The 15,848-nt window shown below is 76.3% G+C and carries 18 protein-coding genes; 13 read left to right on the top strand and 5 right to left on the bottom strand.

Translation table 11 applies throughout. The annotated features are described in order from the left end of the window. Position 1: 1 nt before the first annotated feature. From EDD39_RS21915 to EDD39_RS21905, 3 genes are all read left to right on the top strand, one after another. Complete coding sequence (locus EDD39_RS21915; protein ID WP_167518080.1) at positions 2–1,135, top strand: enolase C-terminal domain-like protein; 1,134 nt, start codon at positions 2–4, stop codon at positions 1,133–1,135. Positions 1,136–1,325: 190 nt separating this feature from the next. Then, positions 1,326–1,709: a hypothetical protein gene (locus EDD39_RS21910; protein ID WP_123558517.1), complete on the top strand. Its 384-nt coding sequence runs from the start codon at positions 1,326–1,328 to the stop codon at positions 1,707–1,709. 48 nt (positions 1,710–1,757) lie between these two features. Further along, positions 1,758–1,967, top strand: a complete 210-nt coding sequence (locus tag EDD39_RS21905) for a CsbD family protein (protein WP_123558516.1) — start codon at positions 1,758–1,760, stop codon at positions 1,965–1,967. A gap of 191 nt (positions 1,968–2,158) precedes the next feature. Here EDD39_RS21905 and EDD39_RS21900 read toward each other — a convergent pair whose 3' ends face one another. Then, positions 2,159–2,662: a nuclear transport factor 2 family protein gene (locus tag EDD39_RS21900; RefSeq protein ID WP_123560718.1), complete on the bottom strand. Its 504-nt coding sequence runs from the start codon at positions 2,660–2,662 to the stop codon at positions 2,159–2,161. Between the two features lie 1,053 nt (positions 2,663–3,715). On the opposite strand from EDD39_RS21900, the gene EDD39_RS21895 reads away from it, so the two are divergent. After that, complete coding sequence (locus EDD39_RS21895; RefSeq protein ID WP_123558515.1) at positions 3,716–4,009, top strand: hypothetical protein; 294 nt, start codon at positions 3,716–3,718, stop codon at positions 4,007–4,009. Positions 4,010–4,031: 22 nt separating this feature from the next. On the opposite strand, the gene EDD39_RS21890 is transcribed toward EDD39_RS21895, so the two are convergent. Both EDD39_RS21890 and EDD39_RS21885 read right to left on the bottom strand, forming a co-directional pair. After that, positions 4,032–5,042, bottom strand: a complete 1,011-nt coding sequence (locus tag EDD39_RS21890) for an SDR family oxidoreductase (protein WP_123558514.1) — start codon at positions 5,040–5,042, stop codon at positions 4,032–4,034. Between the two features lie 85 nt (positions 5,043–5,127). Further along, positions 5,128–5,694 carry a DUF6328 family protein gene (locus tag EDD39_RS21885; RefSeq protein ID WP_208765557.1) on the bottom strand — a complete coding sequence of 189 codons (567 nt, stop codon included), beginning with the start codon at positions 5,692–5,694 and terminating at the stop codon, positions 5,128–5,130. 147 nt (positions 5,695–5,841) lie between these two features. Here EDD39_RS21885 and EDD39_RS21880 point away from each other — a divergent pair, with 147 nt between their 5' ends. From EDD39_RS21880 to EDD39_RS39715, 3 genes are all read left to right on the top strand, one after another. Then, positions 5,842–6,528: an HAD family hydrolase gene (locus EDD39_RS21880; protein ID WP_123558513.1), complete on the top strand. Its 687-nt coding sequence runs from the start codon at positions 5,842–5,844 to the stop codon at positions 6,526–6,528. Continuing rightward, on the top strand, positions 6,525–6,725 hold the full coding sequence (locus EDD39_RS21875; protein WP_123558512.1) for a hypothetical protein: 201 nt from the start codon (positions 6,525–6,527) through the stop codon (positions 6,723–6,725). Before EDD39_RS21880 ends, EDD39_RS21875 begins: the two co-directional genes overlap by 4 nt. 62 nt (positions 6,726–6,787) lie before the next feature. Next, positions 6,788–6,994, top strand: coding sequence for a hypothetical protein (locus tag EDD39_RS39715; RefSeq protein WP_162870078.1), 207 nt, complete (start codon positions 6,788–6,790; stop codon positions 6,992–6,994). Between the two features lie 19 nt (positions 6,995–7,013). On the opposite strand, the gene EDD39_RS21865 is transcribed toward EDD39_RS39715, so the two are convergent. Beyond that, complete coding sequence (locus EDD39_RS21865; protein ID WP_244256900.1) at positions 7,014–8,132, bottom strand: AI-2E family transporter; 1,119 nt, start codon at positions 8,130–8,132, stop codon at positions 7,014–7,016. A gap of 380 nt (positions 8,133–8,512) precedes the next feature. Here EDD39_RS21865 and ddaH point away from each other — a divergent pair, with 380 nt between their 5' ends. The 6 genes from ddaH (at position 8,513) to EDD39_RS21835 (ending at position 13,110) form a co-directional block, all read left to right on the top strand. Beyond that, complete coding sequence (gene ddaH, locus EDD39_RS21860; protein ID WP_123558510.1) at positions 8,513–9,370, top strand: dimethylargininase; 858 nt, start codon at positions 8,513–8,515, stop codon at positions 9,368–9,370. 9 nt (positions 9,371–9,379) lie between these two features. Continuing rightward, complete coding sequence (locus tag EDD39_RS21855) at positions 9,380–10,564, top strand: iron-containing redox enzyme family protein (protein ID WP_123558509.1); 1,185 nt, start codon at positions 9,380–9,382, stop codon at positions 10,562–10,564. Then, positions 10,561–11,712, top strand: a complete 1,152-nt coding sequence (locus tag EDD39_RS21850) for a carboxylate-amine ligase (protein ID WP_162870077.1) — start codon at positions 10,561–10,563, stop codon at positions 11,710–11,712. Before EDD39_RS21855 ends, EDD39_RS21850 begins: the two co-directional genes overlap by 4 nt. A gap of 66 nt (positions 11,713–11,778) precedes the next feature. Next, entirely contained in the window at positions 11,779–12,549 is a 771-nt protein-coding gene (locus EDD39_RS21845) for a methyltransferase (protein WP_123558507.1), read from the top strand. Then, entirely contained in the window at positions 12,536–12,826 is a 291-nt protein-coding gene (locus EDD39_RS21840; protein WP_341869168.1) for a CDGSH iron-sulfur domain-containing protein, read from the top strand. Before EDD39_RS21845 ends, EDD39_RS21840 begins: the two co-directional genes overlap by 14 nt. Positions 12,827–12,870: 44 nt before the next feature. Continuing rightward, positions 12,871–13,110 carry a DUF6213 family protein gene (locus EDD39_RS21835; protein WP_123819500.1) on the top strand — a complete coding sequence of 80 codons (240 nt, stop codon included), beginning with the start codon at positions 12,871–12,873 and terminating at the stop codon, positions 13,108–13,110. A gap of 173 nt (positions 13,111–13,283) precedes the next feature. Here EDD39_RS21835 and EDD39_RS21830 read toward each other — a convergent pair whose 3' ends face one another. Next, entirely contained in the window at positions 13,284–15,821 is a 2,538-nt protein-coding gene (locus tag EDD39_RS21830; RefSeq protein ID WP_123558501.1) for a SpoIIE family protein phosphatase, read from the bottom strand. Positions 15,822–15,848: the final 27 nt, after the last annotated feature.

Below are 15,848 nucleotides of genomic sequence, written 5' to 3'. Positions count from 1 at the left end.
CGTGTGGACCGACCGCCCGATCGAACGGCTGACGGTGCGGGTGTACACCGTCCCGACCGACCGCCCCGAGGCCGACGGCACCCTCGCCTGGGACGCCACCACCCTGGTGCTGGTCGAGGCCGGCAGCGGCCCGGCCACCGGCCTGGGCTGGACGTACGGCCCGTCCGCCACCGCCGCCCTGGTGCGCGAGCAGCTCGCCCCGGTGGTGCTCGGCCGCGACGCGCTCGACACCGCCGGCGCGTACGAGGCGATGCGGCGGGCGCTGCGCAACGCGGGCCGGCCGGGCCTGGGCACGTACGCGCTGTCCGCCGTCGACCTGGCGCTGTGGGACCTCGCGGCGCGGCTGCTGGACGTCCCGCTGGTGGGGCTGCTGGGCGGGCGGCCCCGGCCGGTCGAGGTGTACGGCAGCGGCGGCTTCACCACGTACCCGGACCGGGTGCTGGAGCGGCAGCTGCGCGGCTGGGTCGAGGGGCAGGGCATCCCGCGCGTCAAGATCAAGATCGGCGAGTCCTGGGGCGCCCGCCCCGAACGCGACCTGGAGCGGATCTCCGTCGCCCGCACCGCGATCGGCCCGGACGCGGCGCTGTACGTGGACGCGAACGGCGCGTTCACCGCGAAGCGGGCGATCCGGCTGGCGGCCGCCTTCGCCGACGACGGCGTGACCTGGTTCGAGGAGCCGGTGTCCTCCGACGACCCGGCCGCCCTGGCAGCCGTCCGCGCCGCCGTCGCCCCCGACGTCGCGGCCGGCGAGTACGGCGACGACGCCCGCTACTTCGCCCGGCTCGCCCCGGTCGTGGACTGCCTGCAGGCCGACGCCACCCGCTGCGGCGGGCTGACCGGCTTCCTGCGCGCCGCGGCCGTCGCCGAAGCCTGCGGCGTCCCGCTCTCCGCGCACTGCTCCCCGCACGCGCACGCCCACGCGGCGGCCGCCCGGGCCGCCGGGGTCCGGCACCTGGAGTGGTTCCACGACCACGTCCGGGTCGAGTCGCTGCTGTTCGACGGCGTCCTCGACCCAGCCGGCGGCACCGTCGTCCCCGGCGCGGACGGCACCCCCGGGCACGGCCTGTCCCTCGCCGAGCGGCGCGCCGCGCCGTACCTGGTGGACGCCTGGCCCCCGCTCCGGCCCGACGGCTGACCCGGCCCGGCCCGGCGGGCCGCCCCGCGGGACGGCTGATTCGGTCCGGGCGCAGTGGGCAGACGCCTCGCGACCCGGGGCAACGGTGCACCGGAGCCCCGAGGAGCACGAGAACCCCTGAGCCACGAAGCCTTGAAGCCTTGAAGCCTCGAATTCACGAAGCATCGGAGCCAGCGAAAGGACTTGGACCATGCTGCTGCTCGGACTCCTGCTGTTCGCCGCGTCCGGCGCGTTCGCGGGCCTGCTGATCGCCGACAACCTCGGCGGCGGGCCCGAGACGGGCGTCACCGTGCTCGGCCACCAGATCGCCACCATGAGCACCCTGGGCGCGTTCCTGGCCGGGCTGGCCCTCGCGCTGATCTTCTGCGCCGGGCTCGCCCTGATGGGCGGCGGCCTGCGGTGGCGGCGCCACCGCCGGACGGTCCCGCCGGCGGACACCCGCCAGGTGCTGGACCGCACCGCCGAGCCGGACGGCGCCCCGGCGGACCTGCCGGCCGCCGACCGTCCCGCCGCCAACCAGCCCCCCACCGCCCAGCGCCCGTCCGGCCGCCCGCGGCACCGCTTCACCCACTGACCGAGCGGACCGCACACCACCACCGCACGACCGAGGAGGACCCAACCCATGAGTGACGCATCCGACCGCATGAAGCACAAGGCCGAGGAGGCCGTCGGCGCGGCGAAGGAGAAGACCGGGGCCGCGACCGACAACGACCGGCTGGAGAACGAGGGCCGGGCCGACCAGGCCGGAGCCCAGGCCAAGCAGGGCGTCGACAAGGCCAAGGACCGGGTCGCCGAGGGCGTCGACAAGGTCAAGGGCGCCTTCAAGCGCTGACCCCGCCCCACCCCGCCCCGTCAGGCCGGGCCCGTCCGACAGCGGCGAAAACCGCTCGCCGGACGGGCCCGGCCCCTGGTTGGCTCGCGGCATGAGCGCCGCGAAACGCGGACTCCGGCGCATCCGGTACCGCCCGGACCTGGCCGGCGGATGCCTCCCCGGGCCCGAGGCCGGTGGTCGCGCTACCCGTTCTACGCGTCCGGTGGGCGCAACGTTTCGGCGACCGCGATGGTGTCCCAGTAGAACGGGTGTATTTCGGTGATGAGCCCGTCCTTGACGGTGATCAGCTGCATGACCGAAGTGTCCAGGATCCGGCCGGTTGCCCGGGCCTGGAGCCGGCCCCGGTTCATCACCACGACAACATCCCCGTCAAGCACGAACCTCTGCTCCAGGAAATCCAATGACTGCCATGTCTCGCTCATCGCGGCCATGAACTCTTCGATGCCGCGCGGCCCGCGCCAGGTACCGCCGTAGGGCAGTCCCGGGGCCTGGTACATCACCACCTCGGGGTCGAGGCACGCGGCGAGCCCGTCGAAGCTGGCCTTCCCCCTGCCTCCGGCGGCGATGTAGGCCACTTCGGCCGCGTAGAACTCCTGCAGCACCTCCAGGGCGACGCCCCGTGTGCGCGCATCGGTGCGCGGCCCAACCGCAGGTTCCGCGATCAGGTCCGGATTCACCGTATTTTCTGCGTCCATCAGGCCATGCTGACGAGCCGGGGGGAGGAACGCTGGCAGCAATCGGACATCGCGTCGCGACCGGGCGTTTCATCCCTGCGCTCGGCGCCCGTACTCCGCGCCGGGTCGTGGTGGTCTCTCCGGCCACGGCCCGGTCCCCAGCTCTTCTGCAGATCTCGGACGCGTCCTGACCCCGCCATCCCCTCCCTCAGGTCAAGTGCCGGTCAAGTGCAAGCCATGCAAGGGCAAGTCGGTGTCCGGCTGGCCGTTCGACGGCGGATTTCCCGCAACAGCCCGCACCGCCCCACCGCCGAGCCCGGGCCGCCGGCCCGCCTCCGCATTTCCCATCACCCACCAACACCCTTCCACTACAACCGAGTTGGAGATCTCCACCGGTCAGAGCGACCTTGAGGGATTTCCGGTCCGATTTCCAGGAAACGCCCAGAATCCACCGGCCCCCGCAATTCCGGGTAGGCTGCGCGGAATTGCGCCGGGCGACGGGGCCGGACGCGGTGGGGCGGGGAGACGAGGGGGAGCTGTGGCCCAGGGGACGTTCCGGGTGGAGGCCGACGAGCTCGGCCGGGTGTCGAAGGAGCTCGCCGAGACGACCGGCAGCATGGGCGGCGCGTGCGCGGCGAACACCGCCGACAGCACGGGCACCGCACACGCGGACCGGGAGGCGACGGTGGAGTTCGACGTCCCGCCCGACTTCGTGCCGTTCGAGCCCGCCGGCGGCGTGGACGACGCCTATGAGCTGGTCCTGGCCCGGCTCGGCCCGGCTCGGCCCGGCTCGGCCCGGCCGCCGAGGGGCTGCCGCCCGCCCGGCGGCAGGCGCTCACCGAGCTGTACGCGGCCGGGTCGGCCGCGCTCGACGAGGCGGGCGCGATCTGGTCCGGCACCTGCCTCGGCACGGTCGGCGACCGGCTGTCCACGGCGACGCTCACCGTCACCGCGCTCGGTACCGAGGACGACACCCCGCAGGCCACCGCCGCCGCCGGGCTGGTCGAGGTCCTCACCCCGCCGGACGCCGGGCCGTCACCGACGCTCCGCCGCTTCGACGCCCCGGCCGGCCCGGTGGTGATCACCCTCGAACAGCAGCCGGGCTGGCAGCTCACCGCCGAGGAGGGCGTGCCGCTGCTCTCCGCCAAGGCGTACCTGCCGATGCCGCCCGCGCTCCGGGGCGTCCTGCTGCTCGAACTCAGCACCCCGGACGTCGGCAGCTGGCCCGAGGTGTACGCCCCGCTGCTGGTCCGGGTCGTGCGCAGCGTCCGCTTCCCGACCGCGCCGGAGGCGCCCGCCCCTCCCCCGGCTCCGGCCCCGGCCGCAGCCCCGACCGGCGGCGACCCGTTCGGCACCCGGCTGGTCTGACCCCGCTGCGGCCGGCGGCGGGTCAGCGGCAGCGCCGTCGGCCGAGCGCCCCGGCCGCCAGCAGCAGCGCGGCGGTGGCGGCGGCCAGCGGGGCGCGGTGGCGGTCGGCCCAGGCTTGCAGGCAGCGGGCGTGCGCCTCGTCGTCGAAGCGGCCGTGGGAGCCGTGGTCGCGGTGCTCGTCGAGCGGGGCCCACAGGTTGTCGGGCTGGTCGGGCGGGCGCGGGGCGTCGGTCTGCTGGGCGTCGTAGCCGGTGCGGGCGAGGTAGCGGTCGAGCAGGCCGGGGACGAGCGCGTTGGCCAGCAGGGTGGCGACGGTGGAGCCGCCGACCCGGTACTCGCGGCGGCCGGGGTGGTCGGCGGCGTGCACGATGGCGCGGGCGATCGGCTCGGGCTGGTAGACCGGCGCGACGGGACGGCCCTGGCGGGGCAGCCCGGAGCGCACCCAGTCGAACTGCGTGGTGTTGACGGCGGGCAGCTGCACCATCGTGGTGCGCACCGCCGTGCCCTGGTGCAGCAGTTCGCAGCGCACGGCCTCGTTCCAGCCCTGCAGGGCGTGCTTGGCGCCGCTGTACGCGCTCTGCAGCGGGATGCCGCGGTAGGCGATCGCGGAGCCGACCTGGACCACGCAGCCGCGGTCGCGCGGCAGCATCCGGCGCAGCGCGGCGCGGGTGGCGTACACGTAGCCGAGGTAGGAGACCTCGGTGACGCGGCGGAAGTCGGCGGGCGTGATCTCGGTGAAGGGGGCGAAGACCGAGGCGAGGGCGGCGTTGACCCAGACGTCGATCGGGCCGAGTTCGCGTTCGACGCTCTCGGCGGCGCGTTCGACGGCGTCCGGGTCGGCGAGGTCGACGGTGACGGCCATCGCGCGGGCCCCCATGTCGCGGGCCTCCTCCAGCGCGGCGTCCAGTCCGGCCCGGCCGCGGGCCAGCAGGGCGACGCGGTCGCCGCGGGCGGCGAAGGCGCGGGCCACGGCGCGGCCCACGCCGGCGGAGGCGCCGGTGACGACGACGGTGCGGGGTTCGGTGGGTGCCATGGCAGACGTCTGACCGGTCCGGGCGGAACGGAAACCGCACCGGGCCGCAGCGGGGCCCGGCCGGAGCGACTCCGTCGTTCGGCGTTCAGCGTTCGCCATCGCCGTCGCCGTCGCCGTCGCCGTGGTCGTCGCCGTCGCCGTCGCCGTGGTCGTGGTCGTCGCCGTCGCCGTCGCCGTCGCCGTGGCGGTGCAGCAGCAGCCAGGGCAGCAGCAGCCACCACAGGGCGAACCAGGCCATCACGACGGCGACGATCAGCCAGGCGAACGGGCTGCCGCCGGTGGCCAGGTGCAGCAGCATGAGCAGCGCGGAGCCGACGGTGAGGGCGAGCAGGATCACGCCGAGGGTGACCACCCGGGCGGTGGCGTCGACGAGTTGGGGCTTGAGGCGGCGGCCGGCGAGCAGCCGGTGGTAGGCGACGGGGGCGATCAGTGCGCCGGTGGCGAGGGCGCCGAGGACGACGGTGACCACGTACAGGCCGCGTTCGAAGGTGTCGAGGGTGGTGAAGCGCGGCGTGAAGACCACGCTCAGCAGGAAGCCGAACAGGATCTGCGCGCCGGTCTGGGCGACCCGGACCTCCTGGAGCAGTTCGGTCCAGCGCCGGTCCGCGCGCTCGTTCGGCGTCTCGTGGCGACCCCGGCGGTCCTCGGGCACGGTGGTGGCCCCCTTCCCTCCGCAGGGCGTCTGTCCGGTCGGGGCGGGCCGGAAACCGGGGGGTGTGGGGTGCGGCGGCCGGGGTAGACGGGGCCACGCACCGGAAGAGTTCCGGCGGGGGGACGGGTCGGGAGGAGGCGACGGGGCATGGCAGCGGACGTCGCGGCCGCACTGTTCGACGTGGACGGCACCTTGGTGGACACCACCTACCTGCACACCCTCGCCTGGTGGCAGGCACTGGCGCAGTACGGCCACGAGGTGGACGCCGCCCGGGTGCACCGGGCCATCGGCATGGGCAGCGACCAGTTGCTCGACCACCTGCTCGGGGACGACCGGGACCGTTCCGAGGACGACTCGGTCAGCGCCGCGCACCTCGCGCTGTACGCCCAGCACTGGCCCGGCCTGCGGGCCTTCCCGGGGGCGGGCGACCTGCTGCGGGAGTGCGCCGGGCGGGGGTGGCGGGTGGTGCTGTCGACCTCCGCCTCGGGCCGCGAACTCGACGTGCTGCGCCGGGTGCTGGACGCCGACGACGCGGTGCACGCGACGGCCGACGCGGACGCGGTGGACGCCGCCAAGCCGGCCCCCGACCTGGTGCGCAGCAGCCTGGCGCAGGTGTCCGCCGCGGCGGACCGGTCGGTGTTCGTCGGCGACAGCGTGTGGGACGTCCAGGCCGCGAACCGCGCCGGGACGCCGTGCATCGGGGTGGAGACCGGCGGCTTCGCCGCCGCGGAACTGCGCGACGCGGGCGCCCTGGAGGTGCACCCCTCGGTGGGCAGGCTGCTGGACGGCCTGGACGACAGTCTGCTGGCCCGGCCGCGGACCGGCGGACGGTGAACGGGACGCGTACGACGAGCGGACGCCTCGCCCGCTCCACCCGCGCCGCCCGCTTGATCTGCATCTGCTTTGGCCACCGCCTGGGCTACCGCGTCCGCGCGGCGTCCTGGACGGCCCTGTGTGCCCTGTGCACGCTGCTGGACCCGGCCGCGCACGCGGCCACGGTCGCGGGCCCGGCCACGGTCGTGGACGACTGACGACTGACGGCCGGCGACCGGCGACCGGCGACCGACGACCGATCGACTGGTATCGACTGGTGGTGAGGACGGTGGACGGCGCGACGCTCTCCCCCCGGGAACGCCAACTGCTGACGGCCCTGGAGGCCGAACTGCGGGTGGACGTCGAGCTGGACCTGCGCCTGCGCACCATGCGCCACCACCAGTTCCGGGCGGTGCTCGGCCCGCCCTGCCGGGCGCTGCTCGCGGTGCTGCTCCGGGTGTTGCACGTGACGCGGTGCTTCCGATGATCACTTCATGACGGTCCGATCATCGGCCCGCTCTCCGTCCCTTCCCTCCCCCGCGTCCCTCTCCTCCCCCACGCCCGCCCCCTCCCCCGCCTCCGCCCTCTCCCGCGCGCGGCCCGTGCAGCTCGCGGAACACCGCCCAGCCCACCGACAGCACCGGCACCGCGACGGCCGCGCCGACGATCCCGCCGAGGGTGCCGCCGACGGCCACCGCCAGGGCGACCGCGACGGGGTGCAGCCGGACCGCCCAGCCCATCACCAGCGGGTGCAGGACGTGCCCCTCCAGCTGCCCGATCAGCACGATCAGGGCCAGTACCAGCAGGGCGGTGACCGGCCCGCGGGTGGCGAGGGCGACCAGCGAGGCGACGGCCAGCGCGATCGGCGAACCGACCAGCGGGATCAGCGCCGCCAGGAACTCCAGGCCCGCCAGCGGCACCGCCAGCGGCACGCCGAGGACCGCCAGCGCCACCCCGACCAGGACCGCGTTGGTGCCCGCGACCAGGAACAGCCCCCGGGTGTACCCGGCGAAGGCCCGCCACGCGGCGTGCCCGGCCCGGCGCCAGAGCACCGTGCTCCGGGCGGGCAGCAGACCGGTCGCCCAGCCCCACATCCGCTCCCCCGAGTGGGTCAGGAAGACGGCGCAGAAGACCGCGAGCGCCGCCCCGGCCGCCGCCTCCACCACCCACCCGGCGCTGGTCAGGGCGGTGGACAGGACGGCCTGCCGGTGGGTGTTGAGCAGTTCGCCCAGCCGCTGCCGGAGATCCGTCAGCGTCCCGGACCGGGCGTGCAGCGGCGGCCCCTCCAGCCAGTGCTCCAGCCGGTCGACCCCGCCGCGCACCTGCCCGCCGAGCTGCCCCGCCTGCGCCCGGACCACCACCACGACCAGCACCCCCAGCCCGGCGATCAGTACCAGCGCGCCCAGCACCGTCAGCAGCACCGCCAGCGCGCGCGGCATCCGACGGGCCAGCAGGTCGACGGGCGGCCGCAGCACGGCCGTGAGCACCAGCGCGACGAACACCGCCACCACCGGCAGGATCAGCCGGCTCACCACCAGGTAGCCCGCGTACCCGGCCGCGGCCACCAGCAGCAGCCGCCCGGCCCGCCCCGCCGACCGCTCCCACCCGCCCCGCCGCCCAGTCACCGGCCCGGGACGCCCGCGCGGCACCCGCGCCGCGGCGGAACGGCTGCCCAACGGCGCCCGCACCCGCCCCCTCCCGGGCGCGACGTACCGTCCGGAGCCCCGGCCGGGCCGGGGGCCGGGGCCGGGTCCGGTGCCAGGTTCGAGTCCAGATCCGGGCATCGGGGCATCACCTCCGGCCCTACCGTCTGCCCGAACCGCCGCACGCTACCCGCTGCCCGCCCGCCCGCTCCCGCCGTCCCCTCTCCTCTCGCCCAGTCCCGCCCCGCCCCGTCCCGCCCAGTCCAGTCCCGCCCCGCCCAGTCCAGTCCAGTCCGGCCCAGTCCGGCCCAGCCCCGTCCAGGAGCCGTTTCGCCCCGGACCGCGACGGACAGACGCGCCGCATGAACGTCTCCCCCGCGCCCGCCGTCGTCGCCCCGCCCGTGCCCGCCGGCCCGGCCGTCCGGCGGCGGCGCTACCTGCTGTGTCCGCCCGAGCACTTCGCGGTGGAGTACGCGATCAACCCGTGGATGGACCCGGACCGCCCGGTGGACCGGGCGGCGGCGCTGCGGCAGTGGGAGGGGCTGGCGTCGGCGCTGCGCTCGCTCGGCCACCGGGTCGACCTGCTGGCGCCGGAGCCGGGCCTGCCCGACATGGTGTTCACCGCGAACGGGGCGACGGTGGTGGGCGGCCGGGTGCTGGTGGCGCGGTTCCGGCACCGGGAGCGGGCGGGCGAGTCGGCGGCGCACCGGCGCTGGTTCACCGCCGCCCGGTTCCGGCAGGTCCGGACCGCCGCCGAGGTGAACGAGGGCGAGGGCGACCTGCTGCCGGCCGGGCCGCGGATCCTCGCCGCCACCGGTTTCCGCACCACCGCCGCCGCCCACCGGGAGGCCGAGCGGGTGTTCGGGCGGCCGGTGGTCTCACTGCGGCTGACCGATCCGCGCTACTACCACCTGGACACCGCGCTGGCCGTCCTGGACGACTCCCGGGTGATGTACTACCCGGACGCGTTCGCCCCCGAGACCCGCCGGCTGCTGCGCCGCCTCTACCCGGACGCGATCCTGGCCCGCGCGCCGGACGCCGCCGCGTTCGGCCTGAACGCCATCAGCGACGGCCGCCACGTGGTGCTGCCGGACGGCGCCCGGGGCCTGGCCGAGCAGCTGCGGGCGGCGGGGTACGTCCCGGTCCCGGTCGGCCTCCCGGAGCTGCGGAAGGCCGGCGGCGGCCCCAAGTGCTGCGTCCTGGAACTGCGCCCGGAGTGAGGTGACACCATGCCGACCGACGCCCGTCCGACCACCGACGCCCGTCCGACCACCGGTACCTGTCCGGCCACCGACGCCCCCGGGCTGCCCACCGACGCCCCCGGGCTGCCCGCCGCCCGGGGCCCGCTCTCGGCCGCCGTCCTCGCCTCGCTGCGCCACCCCGCGCCCACCCACCTGGCGCCGGTGCTGGCCGAGGTCCCGGCGGACCCGTGGGGCGAGGACGTCCAACTCACCCTGTACGTCTGCTACGAGCTGCACTACCGCGGCTTCGCGGGCGTCGACCCGGCCTGGGAGTGGTCGCCGCCGCTGCTCGCGCTGCGCGGGCGGCTGGAGCGGGCGTTCCTGGACGCGCTGCGCCGGGAGGTGGGCGAGCCGCCCCCGCTGGCGGAGGTGCTGGCCGGTCTGCTGGTCGAACCGCCGGACGGCGACGGGCCCTCGCACCACCTGCTGACGGCGGGCACCCGGCAGCAGGCCCGCGAGTACCTGGCGCACCGCTCGCTGTACCACCTGAAGGAGGCCGACCCGCAGATGTGGGCGGTGCCCCGGCTGCCGAACCCGGCGAAGGCGGCACTGGTCGCCGTGCAGTACGACGAGTACGGCGCGGGCCGGCCGGAGCGGGCCCACGCCGAGCTGTTCGCCGCGATGATGGCCGACTTCGGCCTCGACCCGTCCTACGGCGCGTACCTGGACGCGGTGCCCGCGCCCGCGCTGGCCGTCGTCAACACGATGTCGCTGTTCGGCCTGCACCGGGCCCTGCGGGCCGCACTGGTCGGGCAGTTCGCGGCCGTGGAGATCACCTCCCCGCCGGGCGCGGCCCGGCTCGCCGAGGCGTTCGAACGGCTCGGCGCCACGCCGCGCGGAACGCTCTTCTACCGGGAGCACGTCCTGGCCGACGCCGTCCACGAGCAGCTGGTGCGGCACACCGTGATCGACCCGCTGCTCACCCTGGCCGACTGCCCGGGACCCGAGATCGCCTTCGGCGCCCTGGCCTACCTCCACGCCGAGGACCGGTTCGCCGACCACCTGATGGCCGCCTGGCGCCCCGACCCCGACCCCGCCCCCGGTCACGACCCCGACCCCGCCTCCGGCTACGGCCACGGCTTCGAATCCGGATCACTGCGCGCCCCGCTGCCCGAGTTCGATCCGGGCCCGGCGACGACGGGCAGCCCGGTTCCGGAGGGAGCCGACCGGTGAACACCTCCACCGGACCTCCGCCGCCCGACCGGCCCCCGCCGCTGCTGCGCTTCGGCGTCGAGGAGGAGTTCCTGCTGACCGGCCCGCGCAGCCGGGTGACGGTGCCCGCCGCCGAGGCGGTGGTCGCGGACGCCGCCCGTGCGCTCGGGCCGCGCGCCCAGCACGAGTTCCTGGCCACCCAGGTGGAGGGCTGCACCCGGCCGGTCGCCACCGCCGCCGAGCTGCGCGCCGAACTCGCCGACGCCCGGGGCGCGTTGCTGTCCGCCGCCGAGCGGGCCGGCTGCCGGCTCACCGCCACCGGCACCCCCGTGCTGCCCAGCCGCCACCCGCTGACCGTCACCCCGAAGCCCCGCTACCTGCGGCTGGCCGACCGGGTCGACGGGGTCGCCGACCAGGTCGGGGCCGAGCTGTGCGGCTGCCACGTCCACCTGGGTGACCTGACACTCCGTCAGGCACTGGCTCTCAGTGCCCGGATGCGCGGCTGGCTGCCGCTGTTCCAGGCGTTCTGCGCCAACTCCCCGTTCTGCGAGGGCATCGACCGGGGCACCGCCTCCGTCCGGCCCGAACGGTACGCCCGCTGGCCGACCTTCGGCCCGGCCCCCGTCCTGGACGAACCCGGCTACCGCGCCGCCCTGGACCGGCTGGTCGCGGACGGGGTGATCCTCGACCGCCGGATGCTGTACTGGTACGCCCGGCCGTCCGAGCACCTGCCCACCCTGGAGGTCCGGATCGCCGACAGCTGCGCCGAGTCGGACACCGTTCTGCTGCTCGCCGTCCTGCTGCGCGCCCTCGCCCACACCCTGCTCGACCCGCGGGTCCGGGTCCGGCCGCTGCCCGACGTGCCGCTGCGGCTGGCCCACCGCCGGGCCGCGTCCGCCGGCCTCGGCGCCCGCCTGCCCGACCCGCTCACCGGCGCGCTCCGACCGGTCCGCCGACTCCTGCCCGACCTGGTCGAGTTCACCGCCCCCGCTCTGCTGCGCACCCGCGAACTCGGCCTCACCCGACAGCTGACCACCCGCCTGCTGACCACCGGCGGCGGCGCCGACCACCAACGCGCCGCCCTCGCCCGCCACGGCCGCCTCGCCGCCGTCGTCGACGACCTCACCCACCGCACCGCAGCCGCCGCAGCCACCGCCGCACCGTACTGATCCCGCACGGCCCTCCCCTCGTCGTCCCCGCGTGTCGTCCCCGGCCCGCCGGGCATACGCGGTCCCATGCTGCTGCTACGACCGCCCGGCGTGTACCCCGCCCAAGGCGACACCGCCCTGCTGCTGGACGTGCTCGACCGGGAGCCGCTGCGGCCCGGCGCACGCTGCCTGGACATCGGCACGGGCTGCGGCGCGCTCGCGCTGGCCGCCGCCCGGCGCGGCTGCCGGGTGACCGCCGTGGACCTGTCGCGGCTCTCGCTCGCCACCGCCTGGCTGAACGCCCACCTGCACCGCCTCCCGCTGCGCGTCCGACACGGCGACCTCACCACGACCGGACCCACCCCGCTCGAACCCACCCCGACCGGCCTCGCACCGACCGGCCCCGCACCGACCGACTCCACCCCGGCCGGCTCCACCCCGACCGATTCCACCCCGACCGGCTCCTCCGCACCCGGCCCCGGCGCCCGGTACGACCTGGTGCTGAGCAACCCCCCGTACGTGCCCTCGCCCAGGCCCGGACCGCCGCCGCCCGGTCCGGCCCGGGCCTGGGACGCCGGGCCGGACGGGCGTCTGCTGCTGGACCGGCTGTGCCGCCGGGTGCCGCCGCTGCTCGCGCCGGGCGGGGTGCTGCTGCTCGTGCAGTCCTCGCTGGCCCGCCCCGACGCCACGGTGCGGCAGTTGCGGGCCGCCGGGCTGCGGACCTCGGTCGCCGCCCGGCGGCTGCAGGGCTTCGGCCCGGTGATGACCGCCCGCGCGTCGTGGTTCGAACACGTCGGTCTGATCGAACCGGGCGTCCGCACCGAGGAGTTGGTGGTGATCCGCGGTGTCCGCGACTGACCCGGCCCCCACCACCGGACCACCGCCGCCCCCGCCCTCGCCCGTGCCCCGGGTCCGGCTGACCGAGCGCGGTCCGCTGCTGATCGACGGGCCGGTGGAGCTGCTCCTGCCGGACGGCACCGTGCTGCGCTGCGACCGCCCGGTCGTCGCGGTCTGCACCTGCCGCCGCAGCCGCCGCTACCCGCTGTGCGACACCAGCCACCGCCGCCGCGGCCGCGGCGCGCCGCCGTTTCCGTCCGACCGCTCCGGGCAGACGCCGGGTGAAGGCAGGACGTGAAACAGGACGTGAAACGCGACGGCAGGATCCGAACGCAGGAGGAGGTGGACACCGTGGGACGGCTCAATGTTCCGGTGATCTGCGGAGAGTCCGGCGGCCTGGCCATCCCGGCTTTCCAGGTGGTCGAGCTGCTGCGGGCACTGCCCGGCGAGTGGGAGGAGTGGGCTGACCGCGACGACAGCGGGCTCGACCCGGAGACCACCGGCGTCCTCGCCGATCTGGTCCGCCAGCTCGCCGACCAGATCGACCTCGCGTGCATCGAGATCGCCAGCGAGGTGGAGTGACCCCTGGGCGTCCGTCCACGGGTGGGTAGCGGTAGGAGATCGCCGGCAGGGTGAACCCGGCGCGCTCCGCGCGCACCGCCCGGTCGAGCAGTGCGGCCGGCGTGTGCCGCTCGCTGGACAGGAAGTACCCGTACGCGGTCGTGCCGCCGCCCCCCGTGCCCCCGGCCGGCCGGTCAGGGGCGGCGGCGGACGGCGAGCAGGCAGATGTCGTCGAAGGGGTTGGGTGCGCGGAAGCGGCGCAGCAGGTGGTCGACCAGTCCGGACGGGTCGGGGGCGGCGCGGTAGTCGGTGCAGGCGTGCAGCAGCCGGGTGACGCCGCCGGGGTCCGCGCCGGGGCCGGTGCCGGGTGCGGCGCCGCGCCGTTCGATCAGGCCGTCGGTGTAGAGCAGCAGGGTGTCGCCGGGGGCGAGGTCGAGTTCGGCGGTGGAGCGGCGGGCGCGCGGGTTGACGCCGAGGATCAGGCCGGGTGGCGGTTCGAGGCTGCGGGCGGTGCCGTCGTGGAGCAGGACGGGCGGCAGGTGGCCGGCCCGGGCCCAGGCGAGGTGGCCGGTGCGGGGGTCGAGGCGGGCGACGGTGACGGCGGCGATGTGGTCGGCACGCTGGTGGCAGAGCATCCGGTCGAGCCGGTCGAGGAGTTGTCCAGGTTCGGCATCGTCGTAGGCCATTCCCCTTAGTGCGTACCGGAGTTGGGACATGGCGACGGCGGCGGGCAGGCCGTGTCCGGAGACGTCGCCGACGGCGAGCAGGACGGTGCCGTCGGGGAGGTCGAGCAGTTCGTACCAGTCGCCGCCGACCTTGTGGGCGCGTTCGGCGGGCAGGTAGCGGCCGGCGCTGTCGAGTCCGGGGACGGGGCGGCCGGCGGGGGGGCGCATCAGGGCCTGCTGGAGGGCGCGGACGGCGCGCTGTTCGTCGCCGGTGCGGCGGCGCTGGTCGGCGAGGCGGTCGCGGATCTCGCTGAGGGCCTGCTCGGCGCGCCGCCAGGAGGTGACGTCCTGGACGACGCCGCTGAGGGAGAGCAGTCGGCCGTCGTCGGCGACGGCGGCCTCCCCGAGGGCACGCAGGCTGCGGTAGCCGTCGGCGGCGCGGACCGCGAAGTCGACGGTGACGGGGGTGCGGCCGTCCAGCAGGGCCAGGGCGGCGGCGCGGACGGCTTCGCGGTCGGCGGGGGCGATCGCGCCGAGGGCGGTGCGCGGGTCGAGCCGGTCGGTGCCGGCGGGGGCGCCGAACAGGTTCGGGACGTCGTCCGAGCAGGCGATCCGGCGCTCGCCGGGGTGCCACTCCCAGGTGCCGACCCTGGCCAGCCGGGCGGTCTGGGCGAGTTGGGCGATCCGTCGGTCGCGTTCGTCGTGGGCCCGCCAGGTGAGCAGCAGGCCGTCCTGGAACGGGATGGCGCACACGGTCATCGCGCTGGCCCGGGCGCTGCCCGCGACGGTCTCGACGTACCGCTCCGCCTCGCCCCGGTAGGGGATGCCGTCGGCGGCGGCGGTGCGCAGGCGGTCGAACGTGCCGGAGGCGACCATGCCCGGGTACAGCTCGGTCAGGCGGCGGCCGCGCAGCTCGGTGGCGTCCCGTCCGGCCAGGTCGACGGTGGGCGCGTTGGCGTGCTCGACCTGCAGGTCGACGACCTTGCCGTCCCGGTCGCGGACGGTGCCCAGCACCAGGACCGGGTCCAGCAGCCCGTCCAGCACGGCCCGGAACCACGGGGCGCCCGCCGGGTCGAGCCCGGTGGGGGGTCCCTCGGTCAGCAGGACGCCGGGCAGGCGCAGCAGCGTGTCGGCGGCGAGGTCGGCGAGCGCGGCCAGGTGGGCCTCGACGGCCGGGGCGGGGTGGTGCGGCTCCGGCCAGCCGATCTTGAGCGCGCCGAGCAGCCGCCCGCGGGCGTGCAGCGGGAGGGCGCAGACGGTGGTGCCGGGGACCAGGTCGTCACCGGCCAGCTCGGGGTAGCGGGCCGCGAACTCGCGCCGGTCGGCCACCCACACCGGCCGGTCGGTGCGGACGGCCTCGGTGAGCGGCACCCGGGTCCGCGGCGGGATCCGCTGCCACTGGCTGAGCTGCCGGGACGCCACCCCGTACGCGCCGACCAGCCGCAGCGCGCCGTCCGGTTCGCGCACGGCGAGGACGAGCGCCCCGGCGCCGAGCGGGGCGAGGGCGGCGCGGTACAGGCGCTCGGCGAGTTCGTCGGGGTCGGCGGCGGTGGTGAGCGCGGCGGCGGCCAGGTGGAAGCGGGTCGCCAGCCCCTCGCCGCTCTCGCCCGCGCCCGTGTCCTTCCTTTCGCCCTCGTTCTCCCCCTCGGACGCGGATTCGGCCCGCGCCGGGGCGTCCTGCGCCGGTGCGCCCGGTACTGGCGCGTCCTGCATCGGAGCGTCCTGTACTGGTGCGCCCTGCACCGGAGCGTCCCGTACTGGTGCGTCCTGTACCGCTGCAGCGGGCGACGGCTCTGCGGGCGGGTCGGCCGGGACGTCGCGCGCGGCCGGGGGCGGGGCGGCGTTGGCGAGCAGGTCGGCGGCGAGCTGCGCCAGTTTGCGGTTCTCGGTCTGGGAGCGGCTCACCAGCTGCTCGAACGCCTCCTCGGGCGTGCAGCCGAGCCGTCCGACCAGCACGCCCTTGGCCTGCTCGATCACCGCCCGGGTCCGCATCGCGGTGCGCAGCCCCTCCAGCTCGGTGCGCAGCCGGTCGACCGTGGCCTCCAGTCCGGACTGTTCGCCGTCCACCGTGTCCCGCCTCCTCCGCCGTCCGTC

It is taken from the genome of Kitasatospora cineracea, from assembly GCF_003751605.1.
In the GTDB taxonomy this organism is placed as follows: domain Bacteria; phylum Actinomycetota; class Actinomycetes; order Streptomycetales; family Streptomycetaceae; genus Kitasatospora; species Kitasatospora cineracea.
Note: the sequence above shows the minus strand (reverse complement) of the source record. Positions and strands in the feature narration are given on the sequence as shown.